General features: G+C 67.4%; 18 protein-coding genes. 12 read left to right on the top strand and 6 right to left on the bottom strand.

All coding sequences use genetic code 11. The features are described from left to right. Positions 1 to 22: 22 nt before the first annotated feature. The 9 genes from VGN82_RS16805 (at position 23) to minE (ending at position 8,756) form a co-directional block, all read left to right on the top strand. Complete coding sequence (locus tag VGN82_RS16805; RefSeq protein ID WP_327528187.1) at positions 23 to 688, top strand: DUF4166 domain-containing protein; 666 nt, start codon at positions 23 to 25, stop codon at positions 686 to 688. After that, positions 685 to 1,098, top strand: coding sequence for a thiol-disulfide oxidoreductase DCC family protein (locus VGN82_RS16810; RefSeq protein ID WP_327528188.1), 414 nt, complete (start codon positions 685 to 687; stop codon positions 1,096 to 1,098). Before VGN82_RS16805 ends, VGN82_RS16810 begins: the two co-directional genes overlap by 4 nt. Next, positions 1,095 to 2,774 carry an SDR family oxidoreductase gene (locus VGN82_RS16815; protein WP_327528189.1) on the top strand — a complete coding sequence of 560 codons (1,680 nt, stop codon included), beginning with the start codon at positions 1,095 to 1,097 and terminating at the stop codon, positions 2,772 to 2,774. Before VGN82_RS16810 ends, VGN82_RS16815 begins: the two co-directional genes overlap by 4 nt. A gap of 134 nt (positions 2,775 to 2,908) precedes the next feature. After that, the gene (locus VGN82_RS16820; protein WP_327528190.1) at positions 2,909 to 4,000 is read left to right on the top strand and encodes an NADH:flavin oxidoreductase/NADH oxidase; all 1,092 of its coding nucleotides are present in this window, start codon (positions 2,909 to 2,911) and stop codon (positions 3,998 to 4,000) included. Positions 4,001 to 4,135: 135 nt separating this feature from the next. Further along, a complete protein-coding gene (locus VGN82_RS16825; RefSeq protein ID WP_327528191.1) occupies positions 4,136 to 5,083 on the top strand; it encodes an AEC family transporter in 948 nt (315 codons plus the stop codon). 23 nt (positions 5,084 to 5,106) lie between these two features. Further along, on the top strand, positions 5,107 to 6,600 hold the full coding sequence (locus VGN82_RS16830; RefSeq protein ID WP_327528192.1) for a carboxypeptidase M32: 1,494 nt from the start codon (positions 5,107 to 5,109) through the stop codon (positions 6,598 to 6,600). A 296-nt stretch (positions 6,601 to 6,896) separates the two neighbouring features. Beyond that, positions 6,897 to 7,646 carry a septum site-determining protein MinC gene (gene minC, locus VGN82_RS16835; RefSeq protein ID WP_327528193.1) on the top strand — a complete coding sequence of 250 codons (750 nt, stop codon included), beginning with the start codon at positions 6,897 to 6,899 and terminating at the stop codon, positions 7,644 to 7,646. A gap of 34 nt (positions 7,647 to 7,680) precedes the next feature. Next, positions 7,681 to 8,496: a septum site-determining protein MinD gene (gene minD / locus VGN82_RS16840; protein ID WP_327528194.1), complete on the top strand. Its 816-nt coding sequence runs from the start codon at positions 7,681 to 7,683 to the stop codon at positions 8,494 to 8,496. Beyond that, entirely contained in the window at positions 8,493 to 8,756 is a 264-nt protein-coding gene (gene minE, locus VGN82_RS16845) for a cell division topological specificity factor MinE (RefSeq protein ID WP_327528195.1), read from the top strand. Before minD ends, minE begins: the two co-directional genes overlap by 4 nt. 48 nt (positions 8,757 to 8,804) lie before the next feature. Here minE and VGN82_RS16850 read toward each other — a convergent pair whose 3' ends face one another. After that, a complete protein-coding gene (locus VGN82_RS16850) occupies positions 8,805 to 9,773 on the bottom strand; it encodes a LysR family transcriptional regulator (RefSeq protein ID WP_327528196.1) in 969 nt (322 codons plus the stop codon). 165 nt (positions 9,774 to 9,938) lie between these two features. Here VGN82_RS16850 and VGN82_RS16855 point away from each other — a divergent pair, with 165 nt between their 5' ends. From VGN82_RS16855 to VGN82_RS16865, 3 genes are all read left to right on the top strand, one after another. Next, entirely contained in the window at positions 9,939 to 10,775 is an 837-nt protein-coding gene (locus VGN82_RS16855; RefSeq protein WP_327528197.1) for an alpha/beta hydrolase, read from the top strand. A 57-nt stretch (positions 10,776 to 10,832) separates the two neighbouring features. Continuing rightward, positions 10,833 to 12,059 (top strand): efflux RND transporter periplasmic adaptor subunit, encoded by a 1,227-nt coding sequence (locus VGN82_RS16860; protein ID WP_327528198.1) that lies wholly within the window; start codon positions 10,833 to 10,835, stop codon positions 12,057 to 12,059. A gap of 97 nt (positions 12,060 to 12,156) precedes the next feature. Continuing rightward, positions 12,157 to 15,342, top strand: coding sequence for an efflux RND transporter permease subunit (locus VGN82_RS16865; protein WP_327528199.1), 3,186 nt, complete (start codon positions 12,157 to 12,159; stop codon positions 15,340 to 15,342). Positions 15,343 to 15,428: 86 nt separating this feature from the next. Here the strand turns inward: VGN82_RS16865 and VGN82_RS16870 are convergent, their stop codons facing one another. From VGN82_RS16870 to VGN82_RS16890, 5 genes are read right to left on the bottom strand one after another with little or no spacing between them, the layout of a single operon-like run. Further along, complete coding sequence (locus VGN82_RS16870; protein ID WP_327528200.1) at positions 15,429 to 16,481, bottom strand: extracellular solute-binding protein; 1,053 nt, start codon at positions 16,479 to 16,481, stop codon at positions 15,429 to 15,431. Then, positions 16,478 to 17,674 (bottom strand): NAD(P)/FAD-dependent oxidoreductase, encoded by a 1,197-nt coding sequence (locus VGN82_RS16875; protein WP_327528201.1) that lies wholly within the window; start codon positions 17,672 to 17,674, stop codon positions 16,478 to 16,480. Before VGN82_RS16875 ends, VGN82_RS16870 begins: the two co-directional genes overlap by 4 nt. Next, positions 17,671 to 19,059: an FAD-dependent oxidoreductase gene (locus VGN82_RS16880; protein ID WP_327528202.1), complete on the bottom strand. Its 1,389-nt coding sequence runs from the start codon at positions 19,057 to 19,059 to the stop codon at positions 17,671 to 17,673. Before VGN82_RS16880 ends, VGN82_RS16875 begins: the two co-directional genes overlap by 4 nt. Then, the gene (locus tag VGN82_RS16885) at positions 19,056 to 19,346 is read right to left on the bottom strand and encodes a (2Fe-2S)-binding protein (RefSeq protein ID WP_327528203.1); all 291 of its coding nucleotides are present in this window, start codon (positions 19,344 to 19,346) and stop codon (positions 19,056 to 19,058) included. The genes VGN82_RS16880 and VGN82_RS16885 overlap by 4 nt, the downstream gene beginning before the upstream one ends. Before the next feature lie 10 nt (positions 19,347 to 19,356). Beyond that, a complete protein-coding gene (locus VGN82_RS16890) occupies positions 19,357 to 20,151 on the bottom strand; it encodes an ABC transporter permease (protein ID WP_327528204.1) in 795 nt (264 codons plus the stop codon). Between the last annotated feature and the right edge of the window lie 6 nt (positions 20,152 to 20,157).

Consider the following 20,157-nt stretch of genomic DNA (forward strand, 5'->3'; position numbering starts at 1 on the left):
CCTCCTGATCGAGTGAACGACGATGGCTGCCCAACCACGCGAACGGCCGCATCCCATAGCCCCTCCCCGTGAGGACAGTGTCACCGACCTGCGCTTTCGCACACTGCTTGGCGCGGAACGCTGGGAGACGCTGCCCGGCGATGTCCGCCGCCGGTTCTCGAAGCGGTTGAGCGGCAGCGCGGCAGCGACCTATGTCGGGCGCATCACCGAACTCAGGATGAACCGGGCGGGCCGCATTCTCGCCCAGGCACTGCGCCTGATCGGCGCCCCCCTGCCGATCTGCCTCGACACCGACGCCGCAAGCATCGTCACCGTTACCGAGGATGCGCAGTGCGGCGGGCAGGTCTGGACCCGGCTCTACGCCAGGCGCGGCGGCTTTCCGCAGGTCATCCATTCAGCCAAGCGCTTCGCGGGACCAACCGGGCTCGAGGAGTATATCGGCCTCGGCATCGCCATGGCGCTGCGGCTCGGGGCCGAAGACGGGGCCTTGGTCTTCCGCAGCGCCGGCTACACGTTCAGGCTCGGCCGCCTGCGCCTGCCCATCCCATCCTGGCTCGCGCCGGGCGCACTGACGGTGACCCATCGCGAGACCAGCCCGGGCGCCTTCACCTTCTCGCTGGCTCTGCAGCACCCGCTGTTCGGCGAATTGCTGCACCAGAGCGGTGACTACAGGGACCAGCACTCATGAGCCACACGCCGATCTGGCTCTATGACGGGGTCTGCGTGCTCTGCTCCGGCGGTGTGCATTACACGCTGAAACACGAGCGCGACCATTTGATCCGCTTCGTGGCGATCCAGTCGCGGGAGGGGCGCACCCTCGCCGAGTTGCACGGCATCGACCCGGAGGATCCGGAGAGCTTCCTGTTCATCGAGAACGGCAAGGCGCTCGGCAAGTCGGACGGCGTGCTGGCCCTGCTGCGGCATCTCAATGGGCCGGCGCGGGTGCTATTGCTTGGCCGCTGGCTGCCGCGCTCGATCCGCGACTGGCTCTATGACCGCATCGCGCGCAACCGGTACCGGCTGTTCGGCCAGAAGAGCGCCTGCGAGATGCCAGACCCCAGCCAGCGCCATCGCTTTAGCTTGCCAGGTACGGCGTGACGGTCAGGCGCCGCGTCCTGCTGATCGGCGGCTCCGGTGTGTTTGGGCGCCGGCTTGCTACCCATCTCGGCCGGATCGCCGGGCTCGACCTCCTGCTCACCTCGCGCGATGAGAACAAGGCCAAGCAGATTGCCGCCGGGATCGCCGCCGTGCCGGAGACCACGATCGGCGGTATCCGCTTCGACAATCGCCGCAATCTCGATGTCCAACTAGGCGCACTGGCGCCCTGGCTGGTGATCGACGCATCCGGCCCGTTCCAGGATGCCGGCTACGAGGTGCCGCGCGCAGCATTGATGGCAGGCGCCCATGTCGTCGACCTCGCCGACGCGCGCGACTACATCCTGGGCTACGGCGCGGCGCTCGATGCGCTCGCACGGGAACGCGGTCTCGTGGCGCTCGCTGGGGCGAGCTCAACGCCAGCGCTTTCGGCCGCAGTCGTCACTGCCCTCACGGAGAGCTGGCAGCGCATCGACAGCATCGACATCGCGATCACGCCCGGCGGGCGCAGCGAGGTCGGGCGGGCGGTCATCGCGGCGATCCTGTCCTATGCCGGCCGGCCGATCCCTGTATGGCGCGAGGGCGAATTGCAGCAGGTCCATGGTTGGCTCGACGCAGAGCGGGTCGCGATGCCAGGGCTTGGAATGCGGCGGACCGCGGCCGTCGAGACGGTGGATGCGCAAAGCCTGGGGCCGGCGTTGCGCGTCGGTTCACGCGTGTCGTTCCGGGCTGGGCTGGAGTCGCCGATCGAGCAATATGCTGTCATGGCGCTGGCATGGCTGCGCCGTGCCGGCGTGGTTGGCGATGCCCGTGCGCTGATCCCGGCCCTTCTCTCCCTGCGCCGGATCTCTCGCCTGCCGACCTCCGATCGCGGCGGCATGCTGGTCGCCGTCACCGGGCTCGATACGGCCGGCGCATTGCGGCAAGCACGCTGGTCGCTGCTCGCAGAGCGAGGTGATGGGCCTCATGTGCCGACGCTGCCGGCCGCCGCGGCCCTGCGCGCATTGCTCGACGGCCGGCTCGCGCCCGGCGCCAGATCGGCCGCCGGCTCCCTGACCCTGGCCGAGATCGAAGCCGAAATGGCGCCCTATGCGATCACGACGCGATGCGAGCACAACGCGCACGGCGAGGCCGTCTTCCGCGATGCGCTCGATGCGGCGAGCTTTACGGCGCTGCCCGCGCCACTCGCTGCTTTGCACGGCGCGGCGGGGCCGCCGGTCTGGCAGGGCCGGGCTTCGGTGGAGACTGGCACGCATCCGCTCGCCAGGCTGGCACGACGGGTCATCGGCCTGCCGCCAGCCGGCCACGACGTGCCGATCACCTTCAGCATCGACCGTATTGCCGACAGAGGCGGCAAGGCGGAGGTCTGGACACGGAATTTCAGCGGCAGGCGCTTTTCGTCGCAACTCTCGGCGAACGCGCTGGGCGAACTTCAGGAGAGGTTCGGGCCGATCCGCTTCACGCTGGGCCTGGCGGCGCGCGATGGCGGTCTCGCCCTGCCGATCACGTCTGCGCGATGCTTCGGCATCCCGCTGCCGCGCTTCGTCCTGCCGCGATCCGAAGCACGCGAATATGTCGACGATATCGGGCGCTTTCGCTTCGATATACGCCTGTCTTTGCCCGGAATCGGCCTGCTCACGCATTATCGCGGCTGGCTCGAACCCCGTTCACGCGAGTGAAGTTCAGCGGCGCCCCTGCATCCGTGGCGCACGCCACCCGCGCTACTGCGCATGGCCAGCCGCATCTCGCGGGCGTTAGAGTTGTTGCATCACACGGCCAACCGCGGCCATTGCACCATCAGGACCTCCCTTCCATGAGCCTGCTCTTCAGCCCCTACAAGCTCGGCGATCTTTCGCTCGCCAACCGCATCGTCATCGCGCCGATGTGCCAGTATTCGGCGCAGGACGGCAATATGAGCGACTGGCACACGATCCACCTCGGCAACCTGGCCCTCTCGGGCGCCGGCCTCCTGATCATCGAAGCGACCGCGGTCGAGCCGGCCGGACGGATCAGCCCCTTCGATGTCGGGCTGTGGTCGGACGAGAACGAGGCCGCACTGGCGGGCGTGCTCCGCTCGGTCAGGAAGTGGTCGGACATGCCGATCGGCATCCAACTCGCCCATGCCGGCCGCAAGGCCTCGGTCGACCAACCCTGGAAGGGCGGCGGCCAGCTCGGACTCGAACAGGGTGGCTGGGAGGTCTTCGGCCCCTCCTCCGCCGGCTTCGAGAGCTATCCGCGTGCGCCGCAGTCGCTCGGCAAGGACGACATCGCCCGGCTGGTTGACGCCTTCGCAGCCGCGGCCCGGCGCAGCGTCCGGCTCGGGCTCGACATGATCGAGCTCCACGGCGCCCATGGCTACCTGCTGCACCAGTTCCTCTCGCCGCTCTCGAACCGGCGTGAGGACGAATATGGCGGCTCACTGGAGAACCGGATGCGCTTCCCGCTCGCCGTGCTCGACGCCGTGAAGGCTGTCGTGCCGGCGGGCTACCCGGTCGGGATGCGCGTCTCGGGCACCGATTGGGTCGCTGGCGGCTGGGATATCGAGCAGACGATCGCCTTCGCGACCGAAACCAAGGAGCGCGGCGCCGACTTCGTCCACGTCTCCAGCGGCGGCAATTCGACCAAGCAGCAGATCCCGCTGGGCCCGAACTATCAGGTTCCGCTGGCGCGGGCCGTGAAGCAGGCGACGGGTTTGCCGACCATCGCAGTCGGGCTGATCACCGAGGCCGAGCAGGCCGAGGCGATCATCAGCACCGGCGACGCCGACATGGTCGGCATCGCGCGCGGCATCCTGTTCGACCCGCGCTGGCCCTGGCATGCGGCGGCTCAGCTCGGCGCCCGTGTCAAAGCGGCGCCTCAGTTCCTGCGTTCGCAGCCGAGGCAGTACAAGGAGCTGTTCAGCTGAGCCGAAGACCACCCTCGATCACCGGACCGGGAATCAAGTTCGAGCCGGTGATCGAGGCTTTTGATTTCGCATCGGCTTTGTCCGAAAACCGCGCTCCTCTTCCCGGGCCGATGCTCTAGGGCCGCCTGCCATATCATGCTCCAGTTCATAGCGACCTCGACGCCGTTCTTCGCGGTGATCGCCTTCGGCGCGCTGATGTCCGGCCGAATGGGTCTCGGTCCCGAAGCCATCCGAATCCTCAACGTCTTCGCCTTCTTCGTGGCGGCGCCGGCCATGATCCTGCGCGTGATCGCGCGCCAGCCGCTCGCCGAACTTTGGAACATGGTGTTCTTCGGCGCGATCTCGGCGATCGCCGTCATCGTCCTGGTGATCGGGCTCGTGATCGCTCGCAAGGTCCTGCGACTGCCATATCTCGACGCGGTTTCGCGCGGCCAGGCCCTCATCGCGTGCAACTTCACCTTCCTCGGCGTGCCGCTGATGCTGACCTTTCTCGGCGAGGCCGCGGCCGGGCCGATCGCCATCGCCCTGATCATCGACGGCGCCGTGGTGCTGCCCTTCGCCTATGGGCTGCTGGAGGCGGGACGGGGCGACGGCACGCTCGCCACCAGTGCCTGGAAGCTCGTTCGCGGTACCCTGATCAACCCGTTCATGCTGTCGATCCTGGGCGGCGTCGGCCTATCCCTCGCGCAGATCACGATTCCGGAGCCGATCGATCGCTTCCTCGGCTTCCTCGGTCCGGCTGCGGCGCCCGCAGGCATCTTCGCGCTGGGCCTGGCCACAAGGCAATGGAGCCGCGGCGGCTGGCCGATCCGATCGGTGCTGCCGCTGGTCGCAGGCAAGCTGATCCTGCATCCGCTGATCGTGTTCGTGATCATGGCCTATGTGCTCAGGCTCGACCCTTTCTGGGTTAAGGCCGGCGTGCTCTATTCGGCGCTGCCGGTCGCCGCCAATGTCTTCGTGCTCGCCGAGCGTGCCGGAGGTGATGCGCGCGTCATCGCGCTTGCCGTCGTCGCTTCGACTGCGCTGGCGGCCTTGAGCTTCCCCATCGCCAGCTGGCTCGTGACGCTCTGGGCCGGCGGCTGAGAGACGAAACGGAGTCGTTCTGCATGACCGCCTATTCCGAGCTTTCCGCCCATTTTGCCCGCGCCTCGGCGCTCGGCAACGCCGTCGGCATCCTGCAATGGGACAACGACGTGATGATGCCGAAGGGAGCCGCCGCTTCGCGGGCCGAGAGCATGGCGCTGCTGCGGGTGATGCATCACGGCATGACCACCGATGCGCGTATCGGCGACTGGCTCGATGCGGCCGAGGGCGATGACGGGCTCGGCGGCTGGGAGCGCGCCAATCTGCGCGAGATCCGGCGGCTCTGGACGGTCGAGACGGCGCTACCGGCCGACCTCGTCGAGGCGTCGAGCAAGGCGATCTCGGCCTGCGAGATGCGCTGGCGGCAAGCGCGCGCCGAGGCCGACTTCGCCGGGCTCCTGCCCTATCTCGCTGAGGTCCTGAACCTGCAGCGTCAGATCGGCCAGGCGAAGGGCGAGAAACTCGGCCTCTCGTCCTACGACGCGCTGCTGAACGACTACGAGCCGGGCGGGCGCGCGGCCAAGATCGACGCGCTGTTCGACGACCTCGCCGGCTTCCTTCCGGGCTTCCTGCGGGAGGTACAGGCGGTGCAGGCCAAGCGGCCGCAGGTGGCCGACCCGCAGGGCCCCTTCGCGATCGAGAAGCAGCGCGCGCTCGGCCTCAGAATGATGGCAGCGCTGGGCTATGATTTCGAGCGCGGCCGCCTCGACGTCTCGACCCATCCCTTCTGCGGCGGTGCGGACAACGATGTCCGCATCACCACCCGCTATGACGAGGGTGACTTCGCCAAGGCGCTGATGGGCGTGCTGCACGAGACCGGCCATGCGCTCTACGAGCAGGGCCGGCCGCAGGGCTTCCTGAACCAGCCCGTCGGCGCCGCGCGCGGCATGAGCCTGCATGAAAGCCAGTCCCTGCTGGTCGAGATGCAGGCCTGCCGCTCGAAGGAGTTCATCGCCTTCGCCGCGCCGCTGATGCGCGAGACCTTCGGCGGCTCCGGCCCGGCCTGGGAGACCGAAGCGCTATGGCGGCGCTACACCAGGGTCGAGCCAGGTTTCATCCGCGTCGATGCCGACGAGGTGACCTACCCCGCCCATGTCATCCTGCGCTACCGGCTGGAGAAGGCGCTGATCGCGGACGAGATGCCGCTCGTAGAGCTGCCCACCGCCTGGAATGCCGGCATGCGCGACCTGCTTGGCGTGAACGTCCCCGACGACCGGCTCGGCTGCCTTCAGGACGTGCATTGGCCAAGCGGCGGATGGGGTTACTTCCCGACCTACACGCTCGGCGCCATGACCGCGGCTCAGATCTTCGATTCGGCCTGCAAGGCGGAGCCCGACATCCTGCCGGCGATCGGCCGCGGCGACTTCTCTGCCCTGCTCGGCTGGCTGCGCACAAACATTCACAGCCAGGGCTCGCTGCTTGAGACAGACGCCCTGCTGACGCAGGCGACAGGCCGCCCGCTCGATGCGAGTGTGTTCAAAACGCATCTGCGCCGGAGATATGTCGGCGAGGGTTGAGAGCCGACGCATTTCGTCAAAACCGATTCCGGCAGCGCGCCGAGGCCTCGCCGAGGCGTCACGTCATCCCGGCGCAGGCCCGCGATGACGGTGCAATTGCGCAAGAATCTTGAGGCAACGTCGCCACGACGATCGGTGCGCGAAGGCCCGCGCATAGTTGCCAACAGCCATGTCCGGGCACGTTGCGTCGGTCGTTACCAGCTTCCAGATCGATGCCCAATCCACAGATCGGAGCCCGAAATTTACCAGCCGTTAACCATGTCGGCCTACACAGAATCAACTGAAAATTCATCAAGATGACCAACGTGTTAACGCAATCTCGGCCTATTCGCCTCAAGGGGCGCAGCTTCCTTGCGATCTCGCTGACCCCGGAGTTGCCCTTCGAGGACTGGCTGGCGCGGCTCGACGATCTGGCGTCCCGCTCGACGGGATTCTTCATGCGGCGACCGGTCGTGCTCGACGTCACCGGGCTGGAGATCGACCGCACGCAGTTGCGCGACCTCGTCGACATGCTCGGCGAGCGCCAGGTCAGGATCATGGGCATCGAAGGCGCGCGCCCCTCGCTGCTCGACGCGGATCTGCCGCCGGCGATGTCCGACGGGCGCCCCGCCTCGGACTTCGAGGCGCCGACCGTGGCCGAAGAGCCCAAGGCTACGACCCAGGCGCCCGCCATGGCCGAATCCGTCGCGCCAGTCGTGGTGCCGCAGACCAAGGCCGCTCCCTCGATCGTCGTGACCGAGCCGGTGCGTTCCGGCCAGTCCCTGATCTTCACCGAAGGCGACGTGACGATCCTCGGATCGGTCGCATCCGGCGCGGAAGTCATCGCCGGCGGGTCGATCCACATCTACGGCACGCTGCGAGGCCGGGCGATGGCCGGCACGATGGGCAACGCGGCGGCGCGCATCTTCTGCCGCAAGCTCGAAGCCGAGCTGATCGCCATCGACGGCTACTACAAGACGGCCGAGGACCTGGAGCCCGGCCTGCGCGGCACGGCCGTCCAGTTCTGGCTGGAAGGCGAAACCTTCAAAACCGCATCACTCGCCTGATCCGACGGCGCGTCCATCCAAACGGGAGAGAGCAATGGGCAAGGTCATCGTAGTTACGTCAGGAAAGGGCGGCGTCGGAAAGACGACGTCTTCAGCCGCGCTGGGAGCGGCTCTGGCGCAAAACGGCGAGAAAGTCGTGGTCGTCGATTTCGACGTCGGGCTGCGCAATCTCGACCTGATCATGGGCGCGGAACGGCGGGTGGTCTACGACCTCGTCAACGTCATTCAAGGCGAAGCCAAGCTGACCCAGGCGCTGATCCGCGATAAGCGGCTCGAAAGCCTCTATCTGCTGCCGGCCTCGCAGACGCGCGACAAGGACAACCTGACGGCCGAGGGCGTCGCGGCGGTGATCGGCGCGTTGAAGCAGTCCTTCGACTGGGTGATCTGCGACAGCCCGGCCGGCATCGAGCGCGGCGCGACGCTGGCGATGCGCCATGCCGACGTAGCGATCGTGGTGACCAACCCGGAAGTCTCCTCGGTGCGCGATTCCGACCGCATCATCGGCCTGCTCGATTCCAAGACGCTCAAGGCCGAGCAGGGCGAGCGGATGGAGAAACACCTGCTGCTGACGCGCTACGACCCCGCCCGCGCCGAGCGCGGCGACATGCTGAAAGTCGATGACGTCCTCGAGATCCTGTCGATCCCGCTGCTGGGCATCGTTCCGGAAAGCATGGACGTGCTGCGCGCCTCCAATCTCGGCTCCCCCGTCACCCTGGCGGATGAGCGCAGTGCGCCGGCCGTTGCCTATTTCGACGCGGCCCGCCGGCTGCGGGGCGAGACCCTGCCCGTCACCGTCCCGGGCGAGCGCCGGGGCTTCTTCGGCAAGATGTTCGGAAGGAAAGCGGCATGAACCTGCTCCGTCTTTTCTCCCGCTCCCAATCGGCTCCGGCCGCCCGCGAGCGCCTGCAGGTCCTGCTCGCCCATGAGCGCGCCTCGGTCGGCGATTCCGACCTGGTGACCAAGCTGCGGGACGAGATCCTGCGTGCGATCTCCAAGCACATGCAGGTCGACGACGAGAAGGTCAGCGTCCGCATGGAACGCGGCGCCAAGGTCTCGACACTGGCGGTGGACATCGAAGTCCCGTTCGACGCGGGAAAGAAGGCGGCCTAAGGGCCGCCTTTTTCTTTCTGGATTCCTGCGCCGCCTTGGCCACTCCCCTCACTGCATGGCCCGAGCGACCTCGCAATCCTCCCGGCCGAGCAGCTTCAGTGTCGACTTGCGCTGGATCTTGTCGTCCCCGGCAAAGAGCTCGGCCAGCCAGTCGACGAAGACGCGGACCTTGTTGGAGAGGTGGCGGTTCGGCGGATAGACGAGGTGCAGCGGCTTGGGCGCCGAACACCAGCTCGTCAGCAGCGGCACGAGGCGCCCCGCCGCGATATGTTCCTGGACCATGAAGCTCGGCACCTGGATGACGCCGAGACCGGCCAGCGCGGCCGCGACATAGCCCGCCCCCTCGTTGAACGAGACGACGTAGTCGCTCTTCACTTCGACGCTTTCCTCGCCATTGACATAGGTGAAGGGCAGAACCCGACCGGCGGCGGCATAGCGGTAGCCGACGATGCGATGCCCCGCCTCCAGATCGCTCGGGTGCAGCGGAGTGCCATGCCGCGCGAGATAGTCCGGCGTCGCGCAGGTGATGAGGTACATCTCGCCGATGCGTCGGGCGATCAGGCTCTGGTCACCGATCTCTCCGGCGCGCAAGGCGCAATCGACGTTCTCGCCGAGCAAATCGGTCGGCCGGTCGCTCAGCCCGAAATCGACCTGGATCTCTGGATAGCGCGCGTGGAAATCCGGCAGAGCCGGGATGACGACCGCGACCGCGAGCGCCGCGCTGCTCTCGACACGCAACCGCCCGCTCGGGCGGGCTTGCGACAGGGCCATGCTGGCATCGAGCTCGTCGATCTCTCCGAGCACACGCAGCGCCCGCTCATAATAGGCGGCGCCGTCCATCGTCACCGTGACGCGGCGGGTGGTCCGGTTCAGCAGCTTGGCGCGCAGATGCGCCTCGAGCTGCTGGATCTGCTTGGTCACCGTCGGCTTGGGCATGTCGAGCAGATCTGCGGCGCGCGAGAACGTCCCGGCCTCGACCACCCTGACGAAGGCGCGCATCGCGTTGAGCTGATCCATTCCATCCTCCGTGGGACCCTGCCGGGCATGAAAGCCGGGACCTCCCGGTCGCTATCGCTGCCACGCATTATTTCCATGTGGAAATAATGAATGAACTAAACGGCCATTTATTGCCTGATCATTATCACCTAGATCACGCTGCATCGCAACATCACAGGCTGCACCATGCTCGCCGCGCCCATTCAGCCCTATCGTAGTCCCCGCCCCGTCTTCTGGCGGCAGGAGACGATCGCGGCTGGCGCAGGCTCGTTGGCAGCGCGGCTCTATGCTCCCGCCGAGATCGCGGCCGATGCCGGGCTGGTGCTTCATCTGCACGGCGGCGCCTTCACCGGCGGCTCGCTGATGGAAGGCGAGGCCGTCGCGACGATGCTGGCTGAGGCGGGCTCGGTCGTGCTCTCGCTCGACTATCCGCTGGCACCGGCGCATCGGTTTCCCGAAGCGCTGGAGGCCGCATATGGGGCGCTCGCTGCGATCGGCAAGGGGCGCTCCCGCTGGGCGGCCAAGCACGCACCCCTCTATGTCGCGGGCGAGGAGGCGGGCGGCAATATCGCCGCCGCCCTCGCCCTGATGGCGCGGGACCGCCGTGGACCGACTCTGGCGGGGCAGATCCTGCTCTCGCCGATGCTCGACCCCTGTGTCGGGACCTGCTCCTTGCGCGCGGCCGATGCCGGCCCGGTCGGCTGTCGCTGGGCCGATGGCTGGGCCGATTATCTCGGTACGCCCGACAAGGCCGCCCACCCCTACGCGGCTCCGATCAACGCCTCGCGGCTTGCCGGCCTGCCGCCGGCGCTGCTGTTTTCGGCAGATGACGACCCGATGCGCGACGAAGTGGCGAGTTATGCGACACGCCTGCGCGATGCCGGCGTGACGGTCCGGCACTATGTCCGTCCCGGCGCGAGCCGCTGGCCGGCAGCCTATGCGGATGCGCCGGAGAACGGCTCCTGCCTCTGCCTCGCCTGCGACCATGTCACCGAGTTCTATGCCCTGACCGCGCCTTCATAGGCGCAAGGCCTTTAGCGCCTTCCGACAACCGACTTCTCTCAGCCAAGGAACGAACCCATGATTCAGGGAATGCATCGTCGTGGCCTGCTGGGCGGCACTCTGACCGCCGGCGCCTCTCTCGCTACCCTCGCCATCGCCTTCTACTTGTTCGGCAGTAGCGCCCACAGCGATGCGAGCGCCTCGCCCCCGGCCGCGCCGCCGGCGACGCCTGTCTCGGTCGCGACCGTCGAGCCGCGCGAGATCGTCAACTGGGCCGAGTTCTCCGGCCGGCTCGAGGCGATCGAGCGCGTCGAGTTGCGCTCGCGCGTCTCCGGTGTCGTCGAGTCGGTGCATTTTCGCGAGGGCGGGCTGGTGAAGCGTGGCGACCTTCTGGTAGGCATCGACCAGGCCCCCTATCTCGCCGAGTTCGAACGGACGCAGGCGCAGGTCCTCGCAGCGGAAGCACGCGTCGCCCTGGCGGCAAGCGAGCATGAACGTGGCGAGCAGTTGATGGCGAGCCGCAACGTCTCGCAGCGGGAGCTCGACACGCGCTTCAACGCGCTGCGCGAGGCGCAGGCCAATCTGCGCGCCGCCGAGGCCGCCCGCCAGACGGCGCGGCTGAACCTCGACTACACCCAGATCCGCGCACCGATCAGTGGACGCATCGGCAAGCTCGGCGTCACCGTAGGCAACCTCGTCGCCGCCGGCGCGTCCGCGCCGCTTCTGACGACCCTGGTTTCCGTTGATCCGGTCTATGCGTCCTTCGACGCCGACGAACGCACCATGCTCGATGCCCTGGCGAGCCTGCCGGGCAACGAGCGCGCGCTGGACCGCATCCCGGTCCGGCTGGCGACAGCCACAAGCGAGGCTGCGAGCTACACCGGCAAGCTGCATTTCGTCGACAACAACGTCGATGCCGCCAGCGGGACGGTACGGGTGCGGGCCATCCTCGACAATCCCGACGGCAAGCTGCTGCCGGGCCAGTTCGTGAGGGTCCAGATGGGGCAAGCCAAGGCCGAGCAGAGCCTCGTCATCAACGAGCGCGCCGTCGGCACCGACCAGAACAAGAAGTTCGTCTTCGTGGTCGGAGCCGACAACAAGGCGCTCTGGCGCGAAGTGACGCTCGGCCCGACCAATGAGGGGCTTCGCGTCGTCACTGCGGGGCTGAAGCCGGGCGAGCGCATCGTCGTCAACGGCCTGCAACGCATTCGCCCCGGTGCGACCGTCGCGCCGGAAGCGGTGCCGATGGCCGAGAAATCCGAACTGAAGCGCGGATCGGCGACGACCGAACTCGCACAACGCTAGACCGCAAGCACATTCGACGTCGTCCCGGGCCGCCCAGCGATCGCCCGCGACGACGCGCGCCCGATGCAATCACATCCGCTCCAAAGGGGGGCGTGTCATGAACCTGTCCAAGTTCTTCATTGACCGGCCGATTTTCGCCGGCGTGCTCTCCGTCCTGATCTTCCTCGCCGGGCTGATCTCGCTGCGCATCCTACCGATCTCGGAATATCCCGAGGTCGTGCCGCCGACCGTGGTGGTGCGGGCGCAATACCCCGGCGCCAATCCGCGCGTCATCGCCGAGACGGTGGCGACGCCGATCGAGGAACAGATCAACGGCGTCGAGGGCATGCTCTACATGTCCAGCCAGGCGACGACCGACGGCGTGATGACGCTGAACGTCACCTTCAAGCTCGGCACCGACCCGGACAAGGCGCAGCAGCTCGTGCAGAACCGGGTCAGCCAGGCCGAGCCGCGTCTGCCGGAGGAGGTGCGCCGCCTCGGCGTCACCACCATCAAGAGCTCGCCCGACCTGACGATGGTGGTGCACATCACCTCGCCGAACGGCCGTTACGACATGACCTATCTGCGCAACTACGCCGTCCTCAACGTCAAGGACCGGCTGGCGCGCATCGACGGCGTCGGCCAGGTCCAACTCTTCGGCTCGGGCGACTATTCGATGCGCGTCTGGCTCGATCCGCAGAAGGTCGCCGAGCATGGTCTCTCGCCCTCTGACATCGTCCGCGAAATCCGGGCCCAGAACGTCCAGGCCGCGGCCGGCGTGATCGGCGCCTCGCCGAGCGGGCCGGGGCTCGACCTGCAGCTCTCGGTCAACGCCCAGGGCCGCCTCGCGAGCGAGGAGGAGTTCGGCGACATCATCGTCAAGACCGTCGCCAGCGGCGCGGTGATCCGCCTCAAGGATGTCGCGCGGATCGAGCTGGGTGCGGCGGAATATGCGCTGCGATCGCTGCTCAACGGCAAGTCGGCCGTCGCGGTGCCGGTCTTCCAGGCACCGAACTCGAATGCGATCGCGATCGCCGACCGCGTCCAGGAGACGATGCGCGAGATCAAGCAGAACATGCCCGAGGGCGTGGACTACTCGATCGTCTACGATACCACCCAGTTCGTGCGCGCCTCGATCAAGGCGGTGATCACGACGCTGCTGGAGGCGATCGCGCTGGTCGTTCTCGTCGTTATCGTCTTCCTGCAGACCTGGCGGGCCTCGATCATCCCGCTCGTCGCCGTGCCCGTCTCGGTCGTCGGCACGTTTGCGGTGATGTACCTCTTCGGCTTCTCGATCAACGCTCTGTCACTGTTCGGCCTCGTGCTGGCGATCGGCATCGTCGTCGATGACGCGATCGTCGTGGTCGAGAATGTCGAGCGCAACATCGAGCAAGGGCTGGAGCCGCGCGAAGCGACCTACAAGGCGATGCGCGAGGTCTCCGGGCCGATCATCGCTATCGCGCTCGTGCTTGTGGCCGTGTTCGTGCCGCTGGCCTTCATCTCGGGTCTGACCGGGCAGTTCTACCGGCAGTTCGCGCTCACCATCGCGATCTCGACGGTGATCTCGGCGATCAACTCGCTGACGCTCTCGCCGGCGCTGGCCGCGCTGCTGCTGAAGGGCCACCACGCCCCCAAGGATGCGCTGACGCGCTTCATGGATCGCGTCTTCGGCTGGTTCTTCCGCGGCTTCAACCGCTTCTTCCATCGTTCGTCCGAGGCCTATGGTGGCGGCGTGCGCCGCATCCTCGGCCGCAAGACGGTGATGATGGTGCTCTATGTCGGCCTCGTTGCGCTAACCGGCGTCCTGTTCAAGACCGTGCCGTCAGGCTTCGTGCCCGGACAGGACAAGCAGTATCTCGTCGGCTTCGCGCAATTGCCCGATGCGGCGACGCTCGACCGGACCGAGGACGTGATCCGCCGCATGGACGAGATCGCGCTGAAGCATCCCGGCGTCGAGAACGCGATCTCCTTCCCCGGCCTGTCGATCAATGGCTTCACCAACTCGTCCAATGCCGGCATCGTCTTCGTCGGCCTGAAGCCCTTCGACCAGCGCAAGGACCCTGCCCTTTCCGGCAACGCCATCGCCATGCAGCTCAACAAGGAGTTCGCCGGCATCAAGGACGCCTTCATCGCGATGTTCCCGCCGCCGCCCGTGCAGGGGCTGGGAACGATCGGCGGCTTCAAGCTGCAGATCGAGGACCGTGCCGGCCTCGGCTACAAGGCGCTCGACGAGGCGACCAAGGCCTTCATGGCCAAGGCTGCGACGGCGCCCGAGATCGCCGGCATGTTCTCGAGCTTCCAGGTCAATGTCCCCCAGCTCTATGCCGATATCGACCGCACCAAGGCGCGCCAGCTCGGCGTACCCGTGACCGATGTCTTCGAGACGCTGCAGATCTATCTCGGCTCGTCCTATGTGAACGACTTCAACAAGTTCGGCCGCACCTACACGGTGCGCGTCCAGGCCGATGCGCCCTTCCGCGCCTATCAGGAGGACATCGGCAAGCTGAAGGTCCGCTCGAACTCGGGGGAGATGGTGCCGCTCTCGGCCGTGCTGAACGTCCGCAGCGATTCCGGGCCGGAACGGGCGATGCGCTACAACGGCTTCCTCAGCGCCGATATCAATGCCGGCCCTGCCCCGGGTTATTCCTCGGGCCAGGCACAGGACGCCGTGACGCGGATCGCAGCCGAGACCCTGCCCAAGGGCTTCGCGTTCGAATGGACCGAGCTGACCTATCAGGAGATCCTGGCCGGCAACTCCGCGGTGCTGGTGTTCCCGATCGCGATCCTGCTCGTCTTCCTGGTGCTGGCGGCCCAGTATGAGAGCCTGACGCTGCCGATCGCGATCATCCTGATCATCCCGATGGGGCTCCTCGCGGCCATGGCTGGCGTCTGGTATTCGGGCGGCGACAACAACGTCTTCACCCAGATCGGCCTCGTGGTTCTGGTCGGACTATCGGCGAAGAACGCGATCCTGATCGTCGAATTCGCGCGCGAGCTCGAATTCGAGGGGCGCACGCCGGTCGAGGCTGCGATCGAGGCGAGCCGGCTGCGGCTACGGCCGATCCTGATGACCTCGCTCGCCTTCATCATGGGCGTGGTGCCGCTGGTGCTTTCGACCGGGGCCGGCGCGGAGATGCGCCAGGCGATGGGCATCGCGGTCTTCGCCGGCATGATTGGCGTCACCGCCTTCGGCATCTTCCTGACGCCGGTCTTCTACGTGCTGATGCGGAAGCTCACCGGCAACAAGCCGTTGAAGCAGCATGGCGCGGAACCGGAGCAGGCCCATATGGCCGAGGCAGCCTGACGGGCGGCCGAGGCTCAAAACAGAACTCCGTCACCCTGGGCTTTGCAAGGGCCAGGGTGACGGCGTGTTTCGTCAGGAAACCGAGATCACCGCTCGATCATCTTGTTCCAGCGGCTGTTCCACTCGGGACGCTTGGCGTTGATCAGGTCCCAGTCCAGCGTCACGGCGGTCTTCATATTGGCGTGGAAGGTCTCGAGCTTCTTCTCGGCCTCGGGCGTCGTCGCCTTCGCCTTGGTGTTCGAGGGCACGATGTTGCCCGCTGCGAGAGCCTTCGACTGGGCATCGGCCGAGAGGAGGTAGGCCGCCAGCTTCTGGGCAAGCTCCGGCTCGGAGTTGTTGGCGATGACGCATTGCGCAACCATCAGCACCACTGAGCCTTCCTTCGGCTGGGCGTATTCGACGGGGATGCCCTTCTCCTTCAGGGTCGAGACGGCGGTCGGGGTCAACGGGAACAGCGCGGCCTCGCCGGTCTGGACCATCTCGGAGATCTTCGCCGAGTTCGGGATGAACTCGATGACGTTCTTGCCGATGGTGTCGCGGAACTTGCCGAAGCCCGGCTCGACATTGGCCTCGGTACCGCCCTGGATGCGGTTGAACATCAGGAAGGCGTGCAGACCGAAGGACGAGGCCGAGGCCGACTGGAACACGACCTTGTCCTTGAACTTGGGATCGGCCAGATCCATCCAGGAGGTCGGGGCAGCCCAGCCCTTCTCGTCGAACATCTTCTTGTTATAGGCGAGCCCGGTCATGCCCATGTCGATGCCGACGGCCATGTCGCCTTTCATGCGGGTACCGTTGGCGAGCTCGGCGAGTTCCGGTCCGTCCTTGATCTTCTCGCAGAGCCCGGCGCCGACGGCGCGGACCATGACGCCGTCATCGAGGAACATGACGTGCATCTGTGGCTTGTCCTTGGCCGCCGTCGCCTTGGCGAGGATGTCCGAGGAAGTGCCGGGGACGACGACGACCTTGACGTTGTTGGCCTTCTCGAAATCCGGGAAGACGCCCTGGGTGAAGGTCTTCTCGAAGTTGCCGCCGTTCATGCCGACATAGAGCGTCTTGGTCTGGGCATTCGCGGCGGTAGCGGCGGCCAGCGCGAGCGTGGCGACGGCAGCGCTCAAGGCTGTGCGACGATTGATCATGAGAGGTCTCCCCTGCGTTGCGGCTCTGAATGGCGATCCGCACCCGAGCCGTCGGCTGTGCGGTCGCTGGTCGTGAGAGGCTTGCTGAAGCGCGCGATCGAGAAGGCCTCGATTGGCGTCGCGGTCGTGCCGTCACGGACGAGTTCGGCCAGGACCTCGCCGACGCCGGGCGCAATCTGGAAGCCGGCGCCAGTGAAGCCGAAGGCGTGGAACAGGCCCGGCGTCGTGCCGCTCGGGCCAATCACCGGGTTGCGGTCCGGCATTGCGGCCTCGGTGCCGGTCCAGAAGCGGATCGCCTGGGCGTGGCGCATCGCCGGGAAGAGCTCGGCGGCCTTGTTCATGATCGCGAGCGCGCCGTCGCCTGTCGGCCGGGAGAAATCCGTATCGGCCAGAGGCAGGCCGCGCTCGCCGCCGACGACGCAGTTTCCGCGCTCGACCTGCCGGGCATAGATGCCGCCCCCCTCCATGCCGGTATTGACGGTCATGATCGGGGCCAGCGGCTCCGTCACGATCATCGATGGGTAGATCCGGCTGACCGGGACGGGCTCGCCGAAGCTTTCAGCGAAGGGGCCGGCCCAGGCGCCGGCGCTGTTGACCAGCGCCCCTGCGCGCAACTCCAGCCCAGTGCCGGCTTCCAGCGCAAAGCCTTCGCCATTGCGCGTCGCGCCCGTGACGGGTGTGTTCTCGAGCACATGCGCGCCGGCACGTCGGGCGGCACTGGCGAAGCCGGCCGAGACGAGGCGCGGATTGGCATGGCCGTCGCCGGCGCAGAGCGAAGCTCCGGTGACGTCCCCATCGATCCAGGGAAAGCGCTCGCGCAGGTCGTTATGGCCGATCAGCTCGAGGTCGAGCCCCTGATCGGCGACGCTCTCGGCATAGGCCTCCAGCGAGGCCATGTCGGCCTCGCCGCGGGCAAGCTTGAGGTGGCCTGAGCGCTGGAATTCGCCGTCGATTCCGATCAGGGCCGCGAGGCGCGGCCAGACGGAATGGGCGCGCTGCGACAGCGGGAGTTGCTCGCGCGGGCGCCCTTGTCGGCGGACGCCGCCATAGTTCACGCCGCTCGCCTGCGCCCCGCAGAAGCCCTTGTCGAGCAGGGCGACGCTCAGGCCCATGCCACGCAGGGCCAGCGCGGCCGAGGAGCCGACGAGGCCCCCGCCGATAATCGCGACATCGACATCGAGGCGCGCGCTCATTCCGCAGCCTCCGTTTCACGCTCCGCCGCAGCCAGGACCAGCGGGACCGGCTTGAGCGGGGCCTGGCTGCGCAGCCGCCCGACGCTCTCGATGCCCTGCCCGGTCGCTGCCGCGAGCAGTTCCGCCGCTGCACTCCCACAGACGCGGCCCTGACAGCGACCCATGCCGATGCGGCTGACCGCCTTCAGGCGATTCAGCTCGACGATGTCGAAATCGTCGATCGCCTTTCGGGCGTCGCCCGCGCTGATCTCCTCGCAACGGCAGAGCACGGTGTCGGCAGCGATATTGGCTGCCCAATGTGCCGGAAACGGGAAGGCCGCCTCGAGAATCTCGCGAAAGCGGTCGATGCGGGCGAGTTCTCGCTCCAGCCGGGCGGCTCGATCTCGCGAGAACGGCAGACGCCGATCCTCGCATAGCGCCAGCGCGGCGCGCTCCCCTGCCCGTTCAGCCGCGTCGGCCCCTGCGATACCGGCGCCATCGCCGGCAAGATAGACGCCGGGCACGGTTGAGCGCCCGGCAGCGTCGCGTTGCGGCAGCAAGGCGCGGTCGCGCCGGTCGAAGCGGAAGGCGCAGCCGGCGAGGTCGGAGGCCTGGGTTTCCGAACGCAAGGCAAGCCCGTAGCCGACGCCGTCGCAGGCGAGGCTGTGCTCTCGACCGCCCGCATGCCAGGAAATGCCGGCGACCTCGCGATCGCCCGCGATCCGCAGATCCACCACACCGTCATGCAGCGCCACGCCGCGCAGCTTCAGCTCGGCGACGAAACGCATGCCCCGCAGCACAATGGCCGGGAACAATTTCAACCCTCGCAGAATCGCGAACTTGGCGGAAAAAGGTGCCGCATCAAGCACGGCGGCGACCTCGACGCCCGCCTTCATGTACTGCCAGGCGACAAGATAGAGCAGCGGCCCGGTGCCGGCGAAGACGACGCGGCTGCCGATCGCGCAGCCCTGCGCCTTGAGCGCGATCTGCGCGCCGCCCAGGGTGAAGACGCCGGGCAGCGTCCAGCCAGGAATCGGCAGGATTCGATCGGTCGCGCCCGTCGCCAGGATCAATCCCTCATAGGCGACACGGCGATTCTCGCCGGCGACGGCGATGTCGGCTGCGCCATCGCGCAGGTTCCAGAGCAGCGCCTGCGGCCAGTAGTCGATGCGCCCGGCCAATGCGGCGAAATCGCGATGCAGCGCCTGCGCCTTGCCGGCCTCCGAACCATAGAGCGCCTTGGCGCTGCGCCCGTCCGGCACGGGACGCTGGCGGTAGATCTGGCCGCCACAGGCGGGCGCCTCGTCGACCACCAAGGGGCGCAAACCGGCCGCGACGAGCGCCTGGGCCGCACGGATGCCGGCCGGGCCGGCGCCGACGACCAGCGGCTGCGCGCGCCCGCTCACGCTGCTCGCCCTGCTTGCGTGACGACGCTCATACCGTCCGCAAGGGGCGTGGTGCAGGCCCGCAGGCGTGCGCCATCCGCCAGCGTCACCCAGCAGTCCTGGCAGGCGCCCATCTGGCAGAACCCGGCGCGGGGCTGGCCCGAGAACTCCGTCGCCCGGACGGCCTCGACGTGGCTGAGGATCGCGGTCAGCAATGTGTCGCCAACCCGCCCCTCGCAGGCCCGGCCGTCGAGCGTGAAGGCGATCGGGGGGTGTTCCTTGCGGACGATGCGATGGAGCAGCGGCATGGCCGTGGTCTCACTTCTGTCCGACAAGGATCTTGTCGAGGCCGAAGGCGCGGTCGAGGACCAGCATCGCAACCGCCGTCAGCGCGATCATCAGCGCCGAGACCGCCGCCATCATCGGGTCGATCGATTCCGTCGCGTACATGTACATCCGCACCGGCAGCGTCACCGTCTGCGGCGAGGTGACGAAGATCGACATGGTCAGCTCGTCGAACGAGTTGATGAAGGCGAGCAGCCGGCCGCCGGTGATGCCCGGCAGGATCATCGGCGCGGTGATGCGCCGGAACACCGTCCAATGCGAGGCGCCCAGCGTCATCGCCGCCTGCTCGGCGCTGCGGTCGAGCCCCGTGAAGGACGCCATCACCAGCCGCAGCACGTATGGCGTGACGATGATGACATGGGTCACGACCAGCCAAGCGAAGGACCCCGTGCCGCCGATCAGCGCGAACAGACGCAGAAAGGCGACGCCGAGCACCAGGTGCGGGATGATCAGCGGCGAGAGAAAGAGCGCGTTGAGCGCGCCGCGGCCGGGGAAATCGTAGCGGTCAATGGCGAGCGCGGCCGGGACGGCAAGCGCGATCGCGATCGTCGCGGAGAGCGTCGCCAGCCACAGGCTGTTGACGAAGGACGCGACGAAGTCCGGATGGGCAAAGATCGCGTGGAACCAGCGCAGCGAGAACTGGGTCGTCGGGATCGTCAGCGTGTTCTCGGGCGTGAAGGCGACGAGGCAGATCACCAGCAGCGGCGCCAGCACGAAGGCGACGACGAGGCCGTGAAAGAGAAGCGCGATGGGGCCGTTCTTCTGCATGGCGCC

The organism is Allobosea sp., from assembly GCF_035999205.1.
In the GTDB taxonomy this organism is placed as follows: domain Bacteria; phylum Pseudomonadota; class Alphaproteobacteria; order Rhizobiales; family Beijerinckiaceae; genus Allobosea.